General features: G+C 36.1%; 16 protein-coding genes. 10 read left to right on the top strand and 6 right to left on the bottom strand.

The window, feature by feature from the left end; genetic code table 11:
• Positions 1 to 8 precede the first annotated feature (8 nt).
• Positions 9 to 1,130 (top strand): ATP-grasp domain-containing protein, encoded by a 1,122-nt coding sequence (locus R1T16_RS02030; RefSeq protein ID WP_317499389.1) that lies wholly within the window; start codon positions 9 to 11, stop codon positions 1,128 to 1,130.
• A gap of 2 nt (positions 1,131 to 1,132) precedes the next feature.
• Here the strand turns inward: R1T16_RS02030 and R1T16_RS02025 are convergent, their stop codons facing one another.
• From R1T16_RS02025 to R1T16_RS02000, 6 genes are all read right to left on the bottom strand, one after another.
• Complete coding sequence (locus R1T16_RS02025) at positions 1,133 to 2,269, bottom strand: cysteine desulfurase family protein (RefSeq protein WP_317499388.1); 1,137 nt, start codon at positions 2,267 to 2,269, stop codon at positions 1,133 to 1,135.
• Between the two features lie 49 nt (positions 2,270 to 2,318).
• Complete coding sequence (locus tag R1T16_RS02020; RefSeq protein WP_317499387.1) at positions 2,319 to 4,886, bottom strand: TonB-dependent receptor plug domain-containing protein; 2,568 nt, start codon at positions 4,884 to 4,886, stop codon at positions 2,319 to 2,321.
• A gap of 90 nt (positions 4,887 to 4,976) precedes the next feature.
• Positions 4,977 to 5,897, bottom strand: coding sequence for a helix-turn-helix domain-containing protein (locus R1T16_RS02015; RefSeq protein ID WP_317499386.1), 921 nt, complete (start codon positions 5,895 to 5,897; stop codon positions 4,977 to 4,979).
• A 370-nt stretch (positions 5,898 to 6,267) separates the two neighbouring features.
• Positions 6,268 to 6,861 carry an NAD(P)H-dependent oxidoreductase gene (locus R1T16_RS02010; protein WP_317499385.1) on the bottom strand — a complete coding sequence of 198 codons (594 nt, stop codon included), beginning with the start codon at positions 6,859 to 6,861 and terminating at the stop codon, positions 6,268 to 6,270.
• 27 nt (positions 6,862 to 6,888) lie between these two features.
• A complete protein-coding gene (locus R1T16_RS02005) occupies positions 6,889 to 8,025 on the bottom strand; it encodes an aldo/keto reductase (protein WP_317499384.1) in 1,137 nt (378 codons plus the stop codon).
• Between the two features lie 121 nt (positions 8,026 to 8,146).
• Positions 8,147 to 9,022, bottom strand: coding sequence for a helix-turn-helix domain-containing protein (locus R1T16_RS02000; protein WP_317499383.1), 876 nt, complete (start codon positions 9,020 to 9,022; stop codon positions 8,147 to 8,149).
• A gap of 146 nt (positions 9,023 to 9,168) precedes the next feature.
• Between R1T16_RS02000 and R1T16_RS01995 the strand changes: the two genes are divergently transcribed.
• The 9 genes from R1T16_RS01995 (at position 9,169) to R1T16_RS01955 (ending at position 18,784) form a co-directional block, all read left to right on the top strand.
• A complete protein-coding gene (locus R1T16_RS01995) occupies positions 9,169 to 10,779 on the top strand; it encodes a GH39 family glycosyl hydrolase (protein WP_411162009.1) in 1,611 nt (536 codons plus the stop codon).
• A 750-nt stretch (positions 10,780 to 11,529) separates the two neighbouring features.
• Entirely contained in the window at positions 11,530 to 11,691 is a 162-nt protein-coding gene (locus R1T16_RS01990; RefSeq protein ID WP_317499382.1) for a hypothetical protein, read from the top strand.
• Positions 11,692 to 12,711: 1,020 nt separating this feature from the next.
• On the top strand, positions 12,712 to 13,038 hold the full coding sequence (locus tag R1T16_RS01985; protein ID WP_317499381.1) for a hypothetical protein: 327 nt from the start codon (positions 12,712 to 12,714) through the stop codon (positions 13,036 to 13,038).
• Positions 13,039 to 13,191: 153 nt separating this feature from the next.
• Positions 13,192 to 13,509 (top strand): hypothetical protein, encoded by a 318-nt coding sequence (locus R1T16_RS01980; RefSeq protein ID WP_317499380.1) that lies wholly within the window; start codon positions 13,192 to 13,194, stop codon positions 13,507 to 13,509.
• A gap of 105 nt (positions 13,510 to 13,614) precedes the next feature.
• On the top strand, positions 13,615 to 14,370 hold the full coding sequence (locus R1T16_RS01975) for a GLPGLI family protein (protein ID WP_317499379.1): 756 nt from the start codon (positions 13,615 to 13,617) through the stop codon (positions 14,368 to 14,370).
• A gap of 13 nt (positions 14,371 to 14,383) precedes the next feature.
• Positions 14,384 to 17,026, top strand: a complete 2,643-nt coding sequence (locus R1T16_RS01970) for a carboxypeptidase-like regulatory domain-containing protein (RefSeq protein WP_317499378.1) — start codon at positions 14,384 to 14,386, stop codon at positions 17,024 to 17,026.
• A gap of 64 nt (positions 17,027 to 17,090) precedes the next feature.
• Positions 17,091 to 17,597 (top strand): hypothetical protein, encoded by a 507-nt coding sequence (locus R1T16_RS01965; protein ID WP_317499377.1) that lies wholly within the window; start codon positions 17,091 to 17,093, stop codon positions 17,595 to 17,597.
• A gap of 13 nt (positions 17,598 to 17,610) precedes the next feature.
• Positions 17,611 to 18,096, top strand: coding sequence for a hypothetical protein (locus tag R1T16_RS01960; RefSeq protein ID WP_317499376.1), 486 nt, complete (start codon positions 17,611 to 17,613; stop codon positions 18,094 to 18,096).
• A gap of 199 nt (positions 18,097 to 18,295) precedes the next feature.
• On the top strand, positions 18,296 to 18,784 hold the full coding sequence (locus R1T16_RS01955; protein WP_317499375.1) for a hypothetical protein: 489 nt from the start codon (positions 18,296 to 18,298) through the stop codon (positions 18,782 to 18,784).
• Positions 18,785 to 18,989 lie beyond the last annotated feature (205 nt).

The following is an 18,989-nucleotide window of genomic DNA, read 5'->3' as shown; positions in this document are numbered from 1 at the left end:
TATTGACCATGGAAAACCAGCCAGTGAATATTTTTTTGATTAACTCAGATAACTCAGAATCGGGTACACTACAAACATTGCCTGAAAACCATAATCTACAAATAATATCAGACTCAGATACACTTAAACTTACGGGTGTGTTATCGGGTAACGAAAAAGTATTGCTTATTTCAGAATCGTCTATTGAAAAAGTTTTGGGATGCCTGCCAAATGATACCAATAAAAGAAAGGCTATTGAGGTTTTAAAGGATAAATACTGCTTTAGGGAATTGGTTAAAGATGCCCATTACCAAATTAAGAAAGTAGCTTTAGATGAGTTAACCAATTTAAATATTGATAGAAAATCAGTGGTTAAACCACTTAAAGGTTGTTTTGGTACTGCGGTAAAAATTGTGGACAGTAACACTGATATGCGAGATGTATATGAAACTATTATCGCTGAACTTGCCAGAAATGGTAGTATGTTTGGAGATGCCGTACTTAGTACAAAGGACTTTATAGTTGAGGATTTTATTGATGGAGAGGAATATGCCGTAGATATGTTTTACAATAGCGAGGGTGCAGCCTGTATTGTAAATATATATCATCATCCGTTACCAAAGCATGAAGAATACCTGCACATGATATATTATTCATCCAGAGGTGTGCATGAGGCGGTATATCAGAAGGCAAAAACGTTTTTTAATCAGTTAAACAAGCAATTACAGGTAACTGATTTTGCCATGCATAGCGAGTTTAAGATGTGTGGGGACGCTTTAGTACCTATCGAAATTAATTGTATGCGTTATGGAGGGATGGGACTTGGCAATTTAGTATACCACAGTTTTAATGTAGACCCTTATTACTATTTTCTTGAAGGCATTGAACCGGATTGGCAAAATATATTTAAGGACATTCCGTATGATTATCGATTTGTATATTTCATAGCGTATAATGCGGCAGGCAAAGATAAACTGACCCATTATCCTGTTGTTGAAAAACTAAGGGGAAAATTTACAAATATAAAACTTGAACGCCTTTTTGACTACCAAAAACAATTGGCTTTTGGGGTTTATTGCTTACAGGAAAATGAGGAAAATTTAAATGAGTTATTAAACATTGACTTTGACGATTATTTTTTACCTGCCTGATTTTAAATAACCTGCTGCCTCATTTTAACTACCAGTTCGGTAACTTTTGAAATAGCGGTTTCGATTTCTTCAGCAGTAGTGAATCGACCGAGGCTAAAGCGTATAGATGCGAGTGCATCTGCATCACTTAGTCCCATTGCCTTAAGTACATGACTGGGCTCGGTAGTTACAGCCGAGCAGGCAGATCCACTGGATACTGCAATATTTTGCAGCCCGATGATCAGTTTTTCAGAATTAACACCAGGAAAGCAGATGTTTGTGGTATTGGGCAGGCGTGAGTCAGTATCACCATTTATAGAGCTGCCTTTAATTTTTAATAGCTCCTTCTCCAGACTGTTTCGCAAATCCCTAATCCTTAAAACATCATCCTGCATATCTGTAAGGGCTATTTCACTGGCTTTACCAAGTCCGATAATTCCCGTAACGTTGAGTGTGCCACTGCGAAGGTTGCGTTGCTGGCCTCCGCCGTGTATTTGGGGTGATAGCAGTTTACTAATTTTAGATGACACAAATAATCCTCCCACGCCTTTCGGTCCATAAAACTTGTGTGCCGAAAACGGCATTAGGTCAATACCTAAATTTTTTACATTAACGGGGATTTTACCAACTGCCTGTGTAGCATCACATAATAAAAGTGCGCCCTTTGTATGAGCTATATTTACAACTTCTGTAATTGGCTGTATTACACCGGTTTCGTTATTGGCAAGCATAATACAAACAAGGAGTGTATCGTCAGTTATGTTAGCTTTCAGTTCATCAAGGTCAATCAACCCGTTTTTATTTACCGTAAGGTATGTTACAGTAAATCCATCTTTTTCCATATAGGGACAGGTATCAAGTACAGCTTTATGTTCCGTAGTAACGGCAACAATATGTTTTCGGCTGTTATTACCAAGCCCTTTTATGGCAAAGTTGATAGATTCTGTAGCTCCGGAGGTAAAGATAATTTCTGTTGGGCGTGCGCCAATTAAATCTGCAATCTGCTGCTGGGCATTTTCAACAGCCTCTTTTATAGTGAGGCCAAATAAATGGCTGCTTACGGCGTTAGCATATTGCTCTGTAAAAAAAGGCAGCATAGCAGTAAGTACCCTATCGTCTAAACGGGTAGTTGCATTATTATCGAGGTAAATTACAGGCATACTTAAATATCTTCTATAATAAATATACGGTTTATTTATTGTAATACAGTTACTGCAATTGGTAAGTAAGTGTTGTATAGTACAAGCCACCTACTGCCGGGCCTCCCAGAAATGAATTGTAGTAGGTATTGGTAAGATTTGTGGCTCCGATTTTTATCCCCAGCTTCGATTCAGGTAACGCGTAACTAACCTGCGCGTCAAGCGTCCCATAAGCCTTTACATCTCCATTTACCAGGAATGATTTCCAGTAAAAGCTGCTTTGACGTTTATAGGTCACATTAAAGCTAAGAGTCCTCCAGACATTTTCTCCAGCGAAAGATACATTGCCTATCCATTCCGGCGTATTAAAACCGTCTTCAAACCCATCGCCATTATCAGTACGGCTTAGCTTGGCGTATGATACATTACCGCTTACAGCATATTGCTGTGTTATTGCGTAGCTAAGCCCAAGGCTTGCACCATAGTTGTATACTACACTCTGTGAGTTGGTATAAATACGGTAACGGTCTTGCAGGGCACGGTCATTAAGGTAGTAGGGTATCTGAGCAGCATCGGTGGTTTGGGGTACATTCATTTCAATCTGGGCTATAAAGTTATTATAGCGGTTAAAGTAAAAATCGGCATCTACTTTCAACGCCCGGTTAAAGAACAGCCCTTTGTAACCCGCCTCAAACGAATTGATTTTCTCTGGTTTCAGGTAAGTGTAAGTGTTTTTTTGAAGTAAATCCTTGTTGCTTTGTATTGCATCATCAAGTGTAGCGCCGTTGTTGAAATCGTTTGTTACGGCCGATTGAAAACGATCTATAGAACTGCGCAGGTAACCATTCTCAAATACACCGTCTGACATTACCCGCAGGCCGCCAACCCTCCTGACACCGCCGCTGTTTACATTACTAAAGGCTTCGAATATGCTTGGAAAACGAGACCCGCTCTGAAATGAAAAGCGGATACTCTGTCCCTGTGCAGGTGTAAGCACGGCTGAAAACCTTGGATTGTATTTTACGTCAAAATAGTCATTCTTATCTACCCTTAATGTAGCCGATAGCTTCAGAAGACCTTCAAACAGGTTTTTACCAGCTTGTATAAAGCCTCCCGTTTTGCCATAGCTTAGCGTGGAAAATTGATTTGCTGCTGTAGGGTTAACAAAATAATTTCCATCAGGCTTTATGATATAGGATTGGTAATCGGCTCCGGCAAGCAATTGTAATCCAGTATTGTTTTCAAAGTCAGCACTAATGGCTTTAGAAATATTGACCTGCGCCTCGCCATGCACCAGCCAGTCTTTAACGCGCAGGGCAGCGCCTTCATCCCAGTTGTTTATATCGGCCAGTTCATTTAGAGCCTGTTTAAACTCGGCCGTGCCGGGTTGCAGCCTTCCCAAGTCGGCCGCGTTGCGTGCCAGGGTTAGAGCCTGCTGTGTACTCATACCCGGCTGACCGGTGGCATTCGTAAAGGCATTGGTAAAATCGGCGTACCAGTCATTATCCGTTTTAAATCGACGGTCAAGGTTTTCTGAGGCAGACCGAAGGTTATAGGAATTACCGGTATCTTCGCCAGTAGCAAAAGCCCGAATCTGAAAAATGTCATTTTTTAGTTCGAGAGTGTGCTGTTGTAATCTATAGTCCTTTAGCGTAAAACGATTGGCACGCTGGTATACATTATTGAGGTCAGCAAATCGGTAGTTGTAGGATATAGTGGTTTTGGGACTAAGTTTATAATAAAGCCCGATATCAGATTTGATGTTTTTAATGTCATAATCCGCAACATCTTTTTCGGCATAACCTGTACGTGCCACTACATAACGCGTACCGTTTAAAGTAAGTGTGCGTCTGTTAGATGATTCGTTACCATAGCCGTTTGCAGGATCATAAGCCGGATTGTTTACACCTCCTGCAATCCCTATGCCCGTATTTGCATTTGCATTTAGGTCTGTACGGTCGTCGGCAATCCAGTCCTGTCCATTTGTAAGGGAAAAATTTACCTTGAATGCAAAGCGGTCACTTAGTTTTTCTGCGATACGGAAAACACTTTCAGTGTATAGCGTAGCACCTGAATTAGTGTCTCCCAAGTGATTTACCCCTGTCTTTTGCTGCAGGGTAATGCCTGTTGAGGAAAAAGGGTCTTTAGTAATAAAATTTGCCAAGCCGTTAATAGCGTTCAGCCCATAAAGTGCAGAAGTAGTACCCGGAATAATTTCAACCCGGTCTATATCCAGGTCTGTAGGCCCCATAGCGTTGCCTATGGGTGCGCCTATATGCGGTGCCTGGTTATCAAAACCATCTACCATTTGGGTAAAGCGCACGTTCGTAGTATTAGCAAAACCGCGTGTATTAATAATCTTAAAACCTAAACTAGGTGTAAGCATCTGAACGCCTTTTATGTTTTCAAGCCCATCAAAAAAGGATGGTGCAGCCATATTTTTAATTTCCTTATTACTTATATTTTCTATTGTAACCGGAGATTTTAAGATGCTCTCCGGCGTACGTGAAGCGGATACAACTACCTCTTCGAGATAATGGTCAGACAGTGTATCAAGACGTTTTATAGAATCATTGGGCTTTGTTTGTGCAGATAGCCCGGTAAATGATAAAAGTAGTAAAAGGTAGCTTTGTTTCATAAATGTTTATTAGTGCCTATACCAGATTTTATTTAACAATGAAACAGCAATCAGATTCTCCAATTGCTGTTTATAAATATTTTAATTAGTTTAATTATCAGATGCCTGTATCATGTCGGTTACTTTACGGTATTCCAGAGGAGTACAGCCTACCTTTTGTTTAAATAATCTTGTAAAATGCTGTGGGTATTTAAAGCCTAGTTCGTATGCAATTTCGCTAACCGATTTTGTGAGGTCGTAAACACGGTCTTTAGCAATGGCTATTATTTTTGTCTGTATATAGTCCTGTGCGGTGCGTCCGGTTTCTTTCTTTATAAGGTCGCCAAAATAATTGGACGAAAGGTGTAACTGATCGGCACAATAAGAAACAGTTGGTAAGCCCATTTGTTGTGCTTTGTTTTCCAGGAAAAACTCGCTTAAAAGATTTTCAAAACGTTCTATAATGCCTTTGTTTGCGTTGTCACGGGTAATAAACTGACGATCATAAAAGCGATCGCAATAGTTTAAGAGCAGTTCTATATTGCTTGCAATTAGTTTTTTACTGTGTTTGTCAACACCACGCTCAAGTTCTGTAGCAATCTTGTCGAAACAGTCAAGTATAATCTGTCGTTCTTTCTCAGACAAATGCAGCGCTTCACTGGTACTGTACGAAAAAAAGCTGTAATCGTCCATAAGCTTGCCCAGTGATGTTCCTGCAAGCAGGTCAGGATGAAATATAAGAGCGTGACCGTACGGTTGGTAAGCAATACCTGTATCTTCAATTTCCACCGTTTGACCCGGACTAAAAAATACAAGAGTCCCTTCCTGGTAATCGTAATATTGCTTTCCGTATTTAAGATCACCACACTTAACATCTTTTAGGATAACGGTGTAGATGCCAAAATTCATCTTGTAGGGCAGCCTTGGGCTGGCCTTAGATAAATCTACTATGCTTACTAACGGATGCAGCGTTTTGTGGTTATTAAAAACATTATAATCATTAATGCTTTCAAAGTTTACAATCCTTTCCATATGTCATTTCATTTAATTACATTCAAAATTAAGGCTTTTTTATTCAGATAGTTAAACGGGTCGTCGTAATCAGTAAAAATGGTAAGGGAAACTGTAATATATATACAATTTGCAGTCTCATAAAACTGAAATTTACTTTAAAATCGAACAATGTGTATTCCGAAAATAAAGAACAATCCTTGCCGCCGTGAGGGAACTATCCAGAATGATGATTGATAAACATCATTGAGATGGATTCGCTTTTAGATTCCGGTTTTACCGTAACACATATTACCGGGTATGTACAGTTAAAGAAGGAATGGTATAGCTAGGGTTAAAGCGGGCTGTCAGTTTGAGACAGCCCCTTTTTATATAATGCACAATTTGATAATTATATAATGACCTTCAAAAGATGTGCAGGATAATTTTCTAAGTCAGCGATAGTATCTCCATCCTTGAAAATATCAAAACAGTTATAGCCAGGCAGGATTTCAACACCACAGAAACGATAGTTACTTGTTATATTCAGGAATAATTCAGATGTACCTTTGCCTTGCATTAATTGTTGGGAGGGATTATCAAAACTTTCTGCCGGAGCGTTGAAAGTTGCGCATACCATAAATTTTTTACCTTGCAATTTTCCACCTGTTCCATATTGTCTGCCTGCATCTTCCCGGGTTCTCCCATCACCGGTAAGGAACTTTTGGGATTGAAGCCCACTATTGAAAACTTCATCTACATATTTTTTATAAATCCACGGTGCACCAAACCAATTTACAGGCGTTTGTAAAATAATAATATCGGCCTGCAGGTGCTTTTCCACTTCTTCCTCTGCATCGTATCCGGCTTCAACCAGAGTTTCTAAAACTTCATAATCTTTAATTGTAAAGAAGTCTTTAGCTTTCTTAAAGAAAGCATTATTCAGCGTTCCTTCTGACCAGTTCGGATATGTTAAATGCGTATTTATTAGCAAAACTTTTTTCATTGAGTTTAAATACTTTTTAAAAATTATTTATTGGCAAAATGCCATTTGCATTGCATTCATCCTTCCACCCGAAACGTTTAATTTTAAAAATTCTGTTTCAAGTTCGTTTAGATCGGCAGTTGTTATCTGAATAGTTGTCGCGCCTAAATTTTCTGTAAGATGCAGAATATTACGTGTGCCGGGAATCGAAACTATAAAAGGTTTCTGAGCCATTAACCATGCCAGGGCTATTTGAGAGGCTGTTGTATTTCTACTGGAAGCAAACCGGTTTAATAGATTTACAATTGACATATTAGCCGCTAAATTCTCAGGACTGAATCGGTCAAAGGTTAAACGCAGATCCAGCTTCTCTTCAAATTTCGTCTGCGCATTTAATTTACCGGTTAAATACCCCATGCCTAGCGGCCCCCAAGGGACAAAACCAATTCCTAGTTCTTCGCAGATTTCCAGGACTCCATTTTTTTCGACACTTCGTTCCATGAATGAATATTCTGTCTGTATAGCCGATAGAGGTTGAACAGTATGCGCCTTCCTGATAGTGTCTGTATTTGCCTCAGACAATCCGAAATGTAAAACTTTACCTTGCCCGATTAAATCCTTAACAGTGCCCGCTACATCTTCAATTGGTACATTTGGATCAACACGATGTTGATATAAAAGGTCTATACGGTCGGTTTTAAGTCTTTTTAATGATGCTTCAACCACTCTTTTGATATGCTCTGGCTTACTGTTCAATCCGCCTTTTTCAATGTCAAAGCCAAATTTAGTAGCAATAGCTACCTGATTCCTTAATGGTGCCAATGCTTCACCTACGAGTTGCTCGCTGGTATACGGGCCATATACTTCGGCAGTGTCGAAAAAAGTTACCCCTTTTTCAAAGGTGGTACGCATGGTTTTAATGCCTTGTTGCTTATCTGCAGCAGCACCATAATTAGCACTAATGCTCATACATCCGGCTCCTATTTGAGATACTTCTAATTTTCCTAATTTCCGGATGTTCGTATTTTTTTCTTTTTTATTTTCATCAGGTCTATTTTCATTCGGGCCGACGGTTGCTGATAAAAGGTTTGGCGCGAGCAATAAACCCATCCCTGCAATTGTAGTTTGCCGAATGAATTTTCGCCTTGGATGCTCTTCGTTACTTTGTGGTGTATTTGTTACCATTTGACTTTCTGTTTAAATAGTATTCAAAATTACCCGGTTAAAAACGAACGGCTGGAAACAGACTACCTGTAAAAAAGAAACAAATTACTGATACTTAAAAACGCCCTCGGGGGCGTTACAATTATTGATTTTGAAGTTTGGTAATGACCTGTGACCTGTATTCTTTGGGACTTAAGCCGACTTGTTTTTTAAAGAATTTTGAGAAGTAGTTGGGATATTCAAAGCCGAGTTCATATGCTATTTCAGAATTATTCATGTTGCTGTTTTGCTCCAGCAGTTCTTTTGCTTTTTTGGTTACAAAATCATGAATATTTTCCAAAGCTGATTTTTGTGTGTAGTGTTTAACTATGTCGCCCAAATAATTTGGAGTCAGGCCTAGTTTTTCTGCAAAATATTGCACAGATGGGAGCTGCGATACGGGCTGATCATAATATTGAATCAGGCTTTGCTGAAAATCAGAAACGATACGGCTGTATAGTTTAGGGTCTGTAGAAAACTGTCTCTTATAGTAAGCTTCGACTAAAGAAACTAACACATTGACATAAGAAATCAACACATTAAAATTTCGTGTGCTATTTTTGTAATATTTCATCATCAATTCAAAAACTGAGCTAATTTCTTTTATTTCTTCCTCAGTTAAATAAAGTGCCTCGTGCTGCCCATAGTCGAGATATGTTTTAAAGAGGAAACGGTTCTCTTCAATTATTTTTTTAGAGAGCTGCAAATACATTCCAGTATAGGTTGGTTCTATATCCCACCCCTCGGATAGTACAATATTTGGACTGTTGAAAAATACCGCAGTTATTGGATCATTATCAGGTAGTATTTTGCTTTTAAAATTTACCTTAAAAGAAATTCTGTAAAAGTCTACAGCTACAGGTTCCGACTTTAGCAACATATTAGGCGGATCATAGTAGCCGACATCAATGTTATTATCCAGCGGAGCTGGGAGCCCTAAATAGGTGTTATATGATATGAAGTCTTTAAAAATTTTCATTAAGCAAAGTTACGATTAGTTATTGCATTTGCCATAATTTAAAAATCCAGGTATCATTAAAATATAAAATCTCTACCTTATGGTTTAAAAGACTATAAGTTCAAAAAAAAATGTATATTTGTCTTTTAATAGATAATAAATATCATATGTCAATAATTTTATCTCTATTTAATTTTAAATTATTCAAAATTAAAGCAAAAAGTCTTCTGTTTTTATTAATCAGTATCATTGCTCTTTCCAACTCTATAGAAGCACAAACAAATCGTGTTATTTCGGTTGATTATACTAAATCCTCAGGAAAACTGAATACAATGTTTAAAGAATGTATAGGCGCGGGGAGAGCTAATGAAGGCCTGCGTGCCGACTGGCAGCAGCAGCTGGCTTATGTAAAAAAGGAGTGCGATTTTAAATACATCCGTATGCATGGACTACTGACTGATGAGATGGCTGTGTACAAGGAAGACAACAAAGGCAAACCAGAATACAACTACATGTATGTTGATGCCCTCTATGATTATTTACTAAGCATCGGGATAAAACCATTTGTAGAGTTGGGTTTTATGCCGAGTGCACTTGCAAGTGGAGATAAAACCATTTTTTGGTGGAGGGGTAATGTTACACCTCCCAAAGATTATGCAAAATGGGAGGCACTTATTAAAAATCTGACAGCCCATTTTACAGATCGTTATGGTGCTGAAGAGGTAAAGACCTGGTATTTTGAAGTTTGGAACGAACCCAACCTCGACGGCTTTTGGGCAGGGACACAAGATGAATATTTTAAGCTTTATGCTTCTGCTGCCAAGGCAATAAAAAGTGTAAATAAAAATTATAAGGTAGGAGGGCCGGCAACAGCAGGTGCTGCCTGGATTCCTGAAACTTTAGAGTTCTGCCACAAGAATAATGTGCCCATAGATTTTGCCAGTACACACTCCTATGGTGTAAATCAAGGATTCCTGGATGAATTTGGTAATTCGGGTACGGTACTTAGCAAAGACCCTATGGCGGTAAGCAGCGATGTAATCAGTTCACGTAAGCAAATCCAAAGTTCAACAAATCCAAATATCGAATTACATTACACCGAGTGGAGTTCATCCTACACTCCGGCCGACCCAATGCATGACAGCTATCATCAGGCGGCATATATACTTGAAAAATTAAAACAGGTAGGAACTGCACCCAATTCAATGTCGTATTGGGTATTTACCGACATTTTTGAAGAAGCAGGTCCGCGGTTTACACCTTTTCACGGTGGTTTTGGGCTATTGAATACACAAGGTATTAACAAGCCGGCTTTTTATTCATATCAGTTTTTAAACAGGCTAGGTGAAATTGAACTTACCAATACAGATACCCGCTCCTGGGCTGCTAAGAACAGTAAGGGCGACGTTCAGCTATTATTTTGGGATTTCACTTATACCGATGGAGGCGAGGGGGTAAATAACCAGCAGTATTATATACGCGATTTGCCCGCTAAGGACAAAGGAAAAACCACAGTATCAGTTACGGGTATGCCAAAAGGCAAATATCGTATGGAACTTTATAAAATAGGCTATAAAGCTAACGATGCTTATGCTACTTACATGGAACTTGGAAAACCAACTCAACTTACCAGAAAACAGCTTACCGAGATTAAGAGCAAAAATGATGGCAAACCTTTTTCCAACGAAACAATTACAATTAACGACGACGGCAAGTTCTCTAGAGAAATTGACCTTCGCGAAAATGATGTTATTATGGTTAACCTGGTTAAAATATAGTTTCTATTATTGGCTTTTAACGTCGAGATCTGTAGTATCTACACATTTGGTGTTTAAAGGTTAATTGTTATCCAAAGTCCATTACTAAGCAATTGCTAATAATTGTAAGCTAAAAGTAATTTTCATTGACAAAGTGGTTCCGATACTATGGCTATCAAGGCTATAATAAACTTTCATCCTCTAATTAAGATGCGACAGAATCAAACCAGTTTTTTTCGGAATAATAGGAAGTTTTACGTTATATTTTTTTTAGCTAATTTTAAGATTATCTGACTTTTGCAGGGTTATTTTCCGATGCAGAAATTAACTATCCAGCATTTGCAGGCCTTTCCGAATGGCGAGGTACAAATGAGGTACAATTTTGAGCATAATAACGCAAACATCACAAACAAACCAATAGTTTTATATCAGAGATGTATAAGAACTTTGGGACTAGTTATACCGCAAATATATAATATTTTTCAAAAATTAATTTCGATTTTGCGAATTTTTGTACTGGATCAATATTGTCAATTCGGGAACCTCAACAGAAAAAAATCAAACAAATTGTAAGATATGAAGTCTTAAAAATTTAATCAAACAAAGTTTCAATTTGTTTCGTCCTTGTAATAATATTCCATTTCTAAATATTTTCCTTTTCAAATTGTTATTAAAATTAACTTTCTTTTTGAAGCAGAAAAGCGTTAATCTTTTTACTTTATTTTATAATACAGTAACCAACAGTATAACAAATAAGATTAATTAGCGGTCATGGTGTTTTATTCAATAGGGGAATGGTTTCAGGGTGCAGCAGTGGATAAGGCGAAAAGAAGTATTAAGGCTTTGCTGGATATCAGGCCGGATAAAGTTACGGTAATTAAGGATGGGAAAACAGCGGTAGTTGATCCAAAGGAAATTAAAAGGATGACATAGAGGTTAAGGAAGGGGGAAAAGTAGCATTGCACAAAAAAAGTACATTAAATCTAACACATTAAATCAATACTTAATATGATTTGTCTATAGTTTTACCTCCTACTATATCAAATATTTAAGTTTTACTTTTATGAGGTAAATTTACATCTTCTCTATATCCCTCAGAAATTTATGAAATCTATTATTATCCTTCAAAATAAAAACCGCCTTTAAGCGTGTTTTTAATGTGAATAACTTCCCATAAATATATCTTCTAACTGTTTCATTTTTAGGTAATTTTACATTTCACCCCTAAATATTGAATATTATACGTATCCTACCTTAGCGCTTTCTTCCGTGGTTGAAGGAAAAGTTGATTAATATCCTCTGATGGTTCGGAAAGGAAATCTTATTGATATTTTCCAAACTAGAACTACGGCCTTGTCAAAATTAATCAATACCTAAAATCTCAGCCTGTGTACTGTCAAATTTATGACAATATATTCTACTACAGCTCTCCGATTACTGAGAATGTAAATATGGTTAAACTTGTATAATTTGGAGCATATTGCCAAGAAAATTGGTATTTGATAAAATATGTACTGCCAAAATTTTTGCTAAAAATTACCTTATAATTTCATGTAATATTAAATTTAACAAAAAATTATGATAAAGATGTGGTTTTCCGTAAACAACTTATATAAATATCTATTAGCTTTACTAAATGAAAAGAACAGAATTTTATTACACAAAAGAATAAAAATTATTAGTTTTCAACATTTTATAATAGATTTCAAAAAAGACAATTATAAAAATCATTCTAGCATAATTAACTTTAATATGACGAGTCATATCAAGTTACATTTAAGTTAATGTATACAGGTTTAAAGAGTTAGTATCATATTATCAAATCAGGATAATCAAAATATTTAGTCGCGATAAATTGCGGTCTTCTTTTATTGGACCAAAGAAAAAATGAATAAAAGAAACGCTCAACCCATACGCGTTTAAGGGATATTTCAACCAATTTTAATTATTAATATGAAAAAAGTTTTTTTAACAGCAGGACTTATCCTTACATTAACAGCGACTGGCTTTGCCAAAAATTCTGAGACTATCGTAGATGTTAAATCATCAGACAAAAACACTTCAAAAGATGACAAAAATACTTCAGAAGATGAGGTAATGCCATGTGTATACAATATTTTGATTAAAAATTCGAGAGGACAGGTAGTTAACACTATTCCTTATAACGGAACTACAGCTAATTGGACAGATTGTTTCAATTGGGCAGCAAGTAATGTTAAGATTTGGACTGCGCAATATGCTCATTCTCCGGGATATACTGCTGAACACGATTTGTATTAATCGCAATTGCATTAAACAGGTGTGGTCTATTGACCGCACCTGTTCTCTAATAAACAACCCTGGTTAATATCTATTTGACCAAATAAAAACAAATAAAGGAGGCGTTAATATCAGTAATGTTTAGGGCGTCTTTTAACCAATTAATTTACTTTTATGAAAAAAGCTTTTATTACGACATGCTTATTGGTAGCAATTAGTGCGACAGGTTTCGCAAAAAATTCTAAAACTGTGACTGATACAAAAACAGAGGTTAAAAATACATCTGAAAATACACTAGCACCTCCATGTACTTATAACATACTAATTAAAAACGTCAGAGGACAGGTTGTTAGGACGATTCCATATAATGGTTCAACTCCAACAGTTAGAGATTGTTGTGATTGGGCAGCGAATAATGTTAAAATTTGGAAAGCACAATATGCCAATTCTCCGGGCTATACGGCAGAATCTGACATGGACTGCTCTATTTAGTGGTTCGCCATTCTAACTAATAGGGTGGCGTAAAATTAATTCCTATGTATTAATACAACCAGGTGGGACAACATGTTCTCATCTGGTTCATATAAAGCACAAACTATGAAATTATTTTTTTTACTTATTATAAATTTTTTTACACTTAGCATATTTTCCCAGCAGAATACAAGCAATGCCGTTATAGATTATAAAGAATATAATAATACTGAAACTCCAAACACTTTAACTTCGACCCTATCTGTACACAATTCTAGTACAATTTTCCTTGCGAAATTTAGTACTCAAAAATTCAACAACCCAAAGGAGGAAGCTGATCGGCCAAACAGAAAAACACAAGATACCGATTACTTAAAAATTGATCATAAAAACAAAGAATCACTTTCAATAGAACCATTTGAGGCTGATTATATACTTGTTAAAGATGAATATCCTAACCTTAAATGGGATATATCGCAAGAAGAGAAAGTTATAGGAAAATATAAATGTATCAAAGCGACCACTACTTATCGTGGCAAAGATTGGTTAGTGTGGTTCACTCCTGAGATTCCGTTAAACTATGGGCCTTGGAAGCTTCATGGCTTGCCGGGCTTGATCGTTGAAGCAACAGATTCTACTAACACATTTAGTTGGGCAGTTGAAAAAATAGAATTCAGAAAAGATCCGGTCTTTGATATGGATTTCAATACCTTGGTCAAGGTTAAAAACAAAACTCCAGTAACCAAAAGAAAGCTTCTAGACGATATGGATGAATATCAAGCTAATCTTGAAGCGCAAATGAAGCAACTTATGCCCGACATGGGAACACCTATACATACCAGAACAGGTTATGAACTAAAATATGAATGGGAGACCAAATAATTATTACTAACAAGTGCTCAAATTTTTAATTTTTTCTATGTTGTCTATGATTTCTTTGAGGACAATGGCACAACATCACATTTCAGGAAGAGTGACCACCGCATCGGGAGCAGCATTGCCAGGTGCCTCTATAATGGTAAAAAGTGATGAGGATAAACTTATTGCCTATGCAATTTCGGAGGCAGACGGCACTTATCTTATTGACATTAATCAGTCTGGCACCTATACAGTGGAGGCCATATACATGGGATTTACCAAGCAAAAACAAACAATAAAAATATCAAAGGACTCAGTTGGCATTAACTTTTTATTGGAAGAATCCAAAGAAGTTTTGAATGAAATCGTAATAGAATATGAACAGCCTGTAAAATTACGCGGTGATACATTGGTCTATGATGCAAAAAAACTTGCAACAGGGCACGAAGTAGTTGTTCAGGATTTATTGAAAAATATCCCGGGACTTACAGTATCCAACGATGGAAGAATTTTTTATGGAAAGACTGAAATTGAAAAAGTTATGGTTGACGGTGACGATTTCTTTAGCAAAGGTTATTCGCTTCTCACTAAAAACATGCCAACACAACCGTTGGATAAAATTGAAATTTTGCAGAATTATTCCAACAATAAATTACTTAAAGGCATCGAAGACTCCGGTAAGGTCGCCCTTAACCTTACCATAGATGAAAAATATAAAAATATATGGTTTGGTGACTTAACTGCAGGCTTTGGTAGTTATGATCGCTACAATTTCGGTAGTAATCTTATGAATTTCAGTAATGCATACAAACTATTTCTCACGTGCAATGCTAATAATGCCGGCTACGATAAGGTAGGGGATATAAATGAAATGATTTTTGATTCTAATGAGATTGAATCTATAGGCAGAGGTTATAGTGCAGTTACGGTAATGAACTTGGGAACGGGCATAACCAGGTTAGACCAAAAACGTTCGTCGTTCAATAATGCAAAAATGGTTACCCTAAGCTCTATCGTGCCGGTAACTACCAAATTAAAACTTCAGTTAAAAGGTTTCTTAGGTTCGGATAAACTCTCTGCCTGGAATAGCTCTTATTCTGTTGTAGATCTCCCAGATACCCACTTTGAAAACACCGATGTAAACAAATCGGTCAACAAAATTAGAAAAGGTTACATTAATGCATTTGTAAATTTTGATATCTCAAAGACGATGATGATTCAGTCATCCTCAACCTTGAATAAGGGAACTAATGATTTCAGGAACGATTTAACTTTTAATGGCATTAATACACGAGAAGATCTTGGAACTTCGGACAACTACTTTGATCAGAAGTTGACATACACACAACAATGGAACAAGAACACGGCGTTGCTGCTAAAAGGACGTTTTTTAACGGATAAAATGCCACAGCAATATCAGATAAATGATTATTTATTGGGCGATTTATTTTTGGATGAAAATATTGCTTCTGTAGGAACCAATGTGAGAAGTAAAAGACAATACGTAGGTTTTCAGTCTGACTTTAGAATAAGACAAAAAAACAACAACCTGATAGCCTTTACTTTTGGATATGATAATAACATTGATTTTCTAAAAACAGCATTTACGTTATTTTCAGATTCAGGAAACAATTTACCGCAGGATTTTCAATCCGATTCGCAACTTAATACAGGTGATCTTTATGCTAACACTGCATATACTTTGAAAGTAGATAAGTTCTCTGTAACCGCCAATTTAACTGCCCATCAATTTTTCAATAAGTTTGAAAGCAAATCTAATACACACAGGGATCAAAATCCTTTTTTCGTAAATATAATTCTGGATGCTTTATATTCAATTAATTCTAAAAATTTCATTTCAGCACACTACAATTATCGAGTTAATAACAATAGCATATTACAAATAAACGATGCCTATTTGCTTACCTCATCACGTAGTTTCGTTAAGGGCCTTGGTGATTTTAATCAGTTGCAGAATACAATGGCAGGAATTGAGTATAACACCAAGCATTACCTTAACCGTTACAGTTTCTCATGGGGACTAGATTATTCTCAACAGATCGATGCAATAAGATATCGGAACACTCTTGAACAAAACAATGCCCTCTCAGAAGCATTTGTAATGAAAGGTGGTGACAGGGTTAACGCAAATTTTAAATCACATTTTGTTGTCAAAAAATTAAGGGGCAGTATTATGCTGGAGGCTATGGCAGGAAAGTCTGTATACTACAATATTATAAATGATTCGGGACTTCGTAGAAACACTGCTGACAACCAGAATTACAATTTAAGCTGGCGAAGTAATTTTAAAGGAGCATTTAATTTTAATATTGGAGCAGACTGGAATTTTTACCAGACTGATTCCGAGCAAACATTTCGCAATAGCACAAAAAACAGCTTTCTGGATTTAATGTATAAACAGGAGGACTACTTTACGTTGAAAATACGTACAGAGCATTATAATTTCGGGGGTCTCGATAAATATAATAATTACTTTTTTAATGACATAGAGAGCAGTTATTTTTTTAATGATAAAAAATATATAATAAGCCTTGATGCAAGGAATTTGCTCAACGTCAAAACTTTTTCATCATATACCATTTCAGATTATGGTTATTCATCAACTTCTTACCGTTTATTGCCGAGATACATTCTTTTTTCTTTTAAGGTTAGATTTTAACACAAATAAGTATAATACCTTGTTTCAAAAATGTATCAATTCATTAAAAGAAGGTGTAAACTATTTGAACGGTAAAAATTACGATATCTCAAATGCTTCAACAACTAACCAAATTATCAAATGGCTTTATGACACCACTAATAATATAACCAAAGAAGAAATCAACAGGTATAATACAGAATTGATTGTTGAAAAGTCACAATTAGAAATTGCACTATCAAAACTTTTTGGTGGGTATTCTGTTATGGGTATTATTGAAGCTGTATACAATCCTCAAACTGGGAAATACGATACAATTGGAAGTGACTGGAGCGGTGCACAACTTTACTTTTCCAGAGGGAGTCTTGGTTTTCTAAGAAAGGGTAATCCAGAGTGGAAATTTAATAGTCTCACTTTATCTGAAAATTCAAGAGATTATTATCTGTTCGCCGATAATTATGGACAGCAAATCATGATTGATAAAAATTTTAGATTTGTAATGTTCTTTGCTGAATTGAAAGATGGTAAGTATCAAAAGACTTACACATACTCAGAGGCAAGAAGAGATGAAACAATCAAGCAACCATTTTAAAACCAAGTATAATATGAAATTAATGGAGAATGCAAGACTTTCTTATCTTGACGATATTATGAAAGAACTTGCAAAAAACTCAGGGAGTTTTGTTAGCGAAGATGATGTTGCTCCCAAAGTCACATTTGAAAAAATAAAACACAAAGTATTTGGCGAGATTAGTGTCACTAAGGCTAATATCCCCGTCGACAAAGAACGTTTGTTTTTTAGAACTGCGACTATCTATTTAGTTGAGCTCGGTCTTATAATGAGGCAGGATAAAAATCCTCTAAACCCTGATTATTTGATAAGTTATAAAGGCTTGGAATTAATTGAGAATGGCGGAATTTTAAAACAAAGGAATAATGAAAGGGTTAAAGATGTGCTTCAGAAATTCTTTTGGATTTTAGCATTTATCACATTTTTAGTCAATACAACTTTTCAAATATTGAACTACAATAAACCCGCTACAAATACTTCCGCATCAAGTACAAAAGAAGTTCAAGCAGAACAAGAATAATTACACTCACTAAAAGTATTTGAAGCATAATCCAGATGGCCTCTAGTGTAAAAATAGTTTCCATAATAAAAATGCCCGCATCACAGCGGGCTTATTTTTTGATTAAATTTGTATCTCTAGTAATGAGAAAAAGTAATTTTGTATACTGTCGTATTTTTATGGCATCTCTTATTAACCATTAAGTCAAAATTTCCTTGCAATGAAGTATGTTAGCTATCTCTTCTTTTTATTGTTTGCTTTAAATGCATTTTCGCAAGGCTTGTCAAACATAGCTGAATATGACACCATTTTTTTGGTACTACCGCAAAACAATGAGTTTAAAAATATAGAACTCAATTTTAAAGACTTTAAACTAAGCTATATGGGAACTAAAACTTACGGTTCCATTCAGTATTCATTTAATGATCTCGCCAGCAATGGAAAAATTAGCCTCAACACTCAGGATGATTCATCATCACCCTATATGGTTAAGAATAATATCACTGTGAAAGGCTCAAAATTTCTTAAAACACATAAGAATAACATTATTACGCTAAAGGAAATAGAAAAATATGGATACAGGAAATTATTCTATGAAACCCTGAAAGTACAAAACAGGAAGCTTCATAAGTACTATGTTATATATGAAGGTGACCTAAAGAAAAAGACTATCATTCTCAGACAGACTCATCCCTACTCATTCGATTAATGAAAATATATGAATTCTTAAGTCTTCCCGAAGAAATAGATATGAGGCTATTTGGCACAACGGTAAGCATATTGATACTAAAGAAAAAGATGGTATTATATACCAACTATATGCAATTAATAACTTCTTTGTAGAGATACATTACAATCAGGAGAATAATGAGATTGTTGGAAATCTACCATTCAAACACGGCATACATTTAGAA

The sequence above is a fragment of the Flavobacterium sp. DG1-102-2 genome, from assembly GCF_033042555.1.
Lineage (GTDB): Bacteria > Bacteroidota > Bacteroidia > Flavobacteriales > Flavobacteriaceae > Flavobacterium.
The sequence above is the reverse complement of the archived record's forward strand: the minus strand, read 5'-3'. Positions and strand labels throughout refer to the sequence as shown.

Coding starts and splice junctions, on each gene's coding strand:
- R1T16_RS02030 (WP_317499389.1), top strand. CDS start 9: ATGGAAAACCAGCCAGTGAATATTTTTTTGATTAACTCAGATAACTCA.
- R1T16_RS02025 (WP_317499388.1), bottom strand. CDS start 2,269: ATGCCTGTAATTTACCTCGATAATAATGCAACTACCCGTTTAGACGAT.
- R1T16_RS02020 (WP_317499387.1), bottom strand. CDS start 4,886: ATGAAACAAAGCTACCTTTTACTACTTTTATCATTTACCGGGCTATCT.
- R1T16_RS02015 (WP_317499386.1), bottom strand. CDS start 5,897: ATGGAAAGGATTGTAAACTTTGAAAGCATTAATGATTATAATGTTTTT.
- R1T16_RS02010 (WP_317499385.1), bottom strand. CDS start 6,861: ATGAAAAAAGTTTTGCTAATAAATACGCATTTAACATATCCGAACTGG.
- R1T16_RS02005 (WP_317499384.1), bottom strand. CDS start 8,025: ATGGTAACAAATACACCACAAAGTAACGAAGAGCATCCAAGGCGAAAA.
- R1T16_RS02000 (WP_317499383.1), bottom strand. CDS start 9,022: ATGAAAATTTTTAAAGACTTCATATCATATAACACCTATTTAGGGCTC.
- R1T16_RS01995 (WP_411162009.1), top strand. CDS start 9,169: ATGTCAATAATTTTATCTCTATTTAATTTTAAATTATTCAAAATTAAA.
- R1T16_RS01990 (WP_317499382.1), top strand. CDS start 11,530: ATGGTGTTTTATTCAATAGGGGAATGGTTTCAGGGTGCAGCAGTGGAT.
- R1T16_RS01985 (WP_317499381.1), top strand. CDS start 12,712: ATGAAAAAAGTTTTTTTAACAGCAGGACTTATCCTTACATTAACAGCG.
- R1T16_RS01980 (WP_317499380.1), top strand. CDS start 13,192: ATGAAAAAAGCTTTTATTACGACATGCTTATTGGTAGCAATTAGTGCG.
- R1T16_RS01975 (WP_317499379.1), top strand. CDS start 13,615: ATGAAATTATTTTTTTTACTTATTATAAATTTTTTTACACTTAGCATA.
- R1T16_RS01960 (WP_317499376.1), top strand. CDS start 17,611: ATGAAATTAATGGAGAATGCAAGACTTTCTTATCTTGACGATATTATG.
- R1T16_RS01955 (WP_317499375.1), top strand. CDS start 18,296: ATGAAGTATGTTAGCTATCTCTTCTTTTTATTGTTTGCTTTAAATGCA.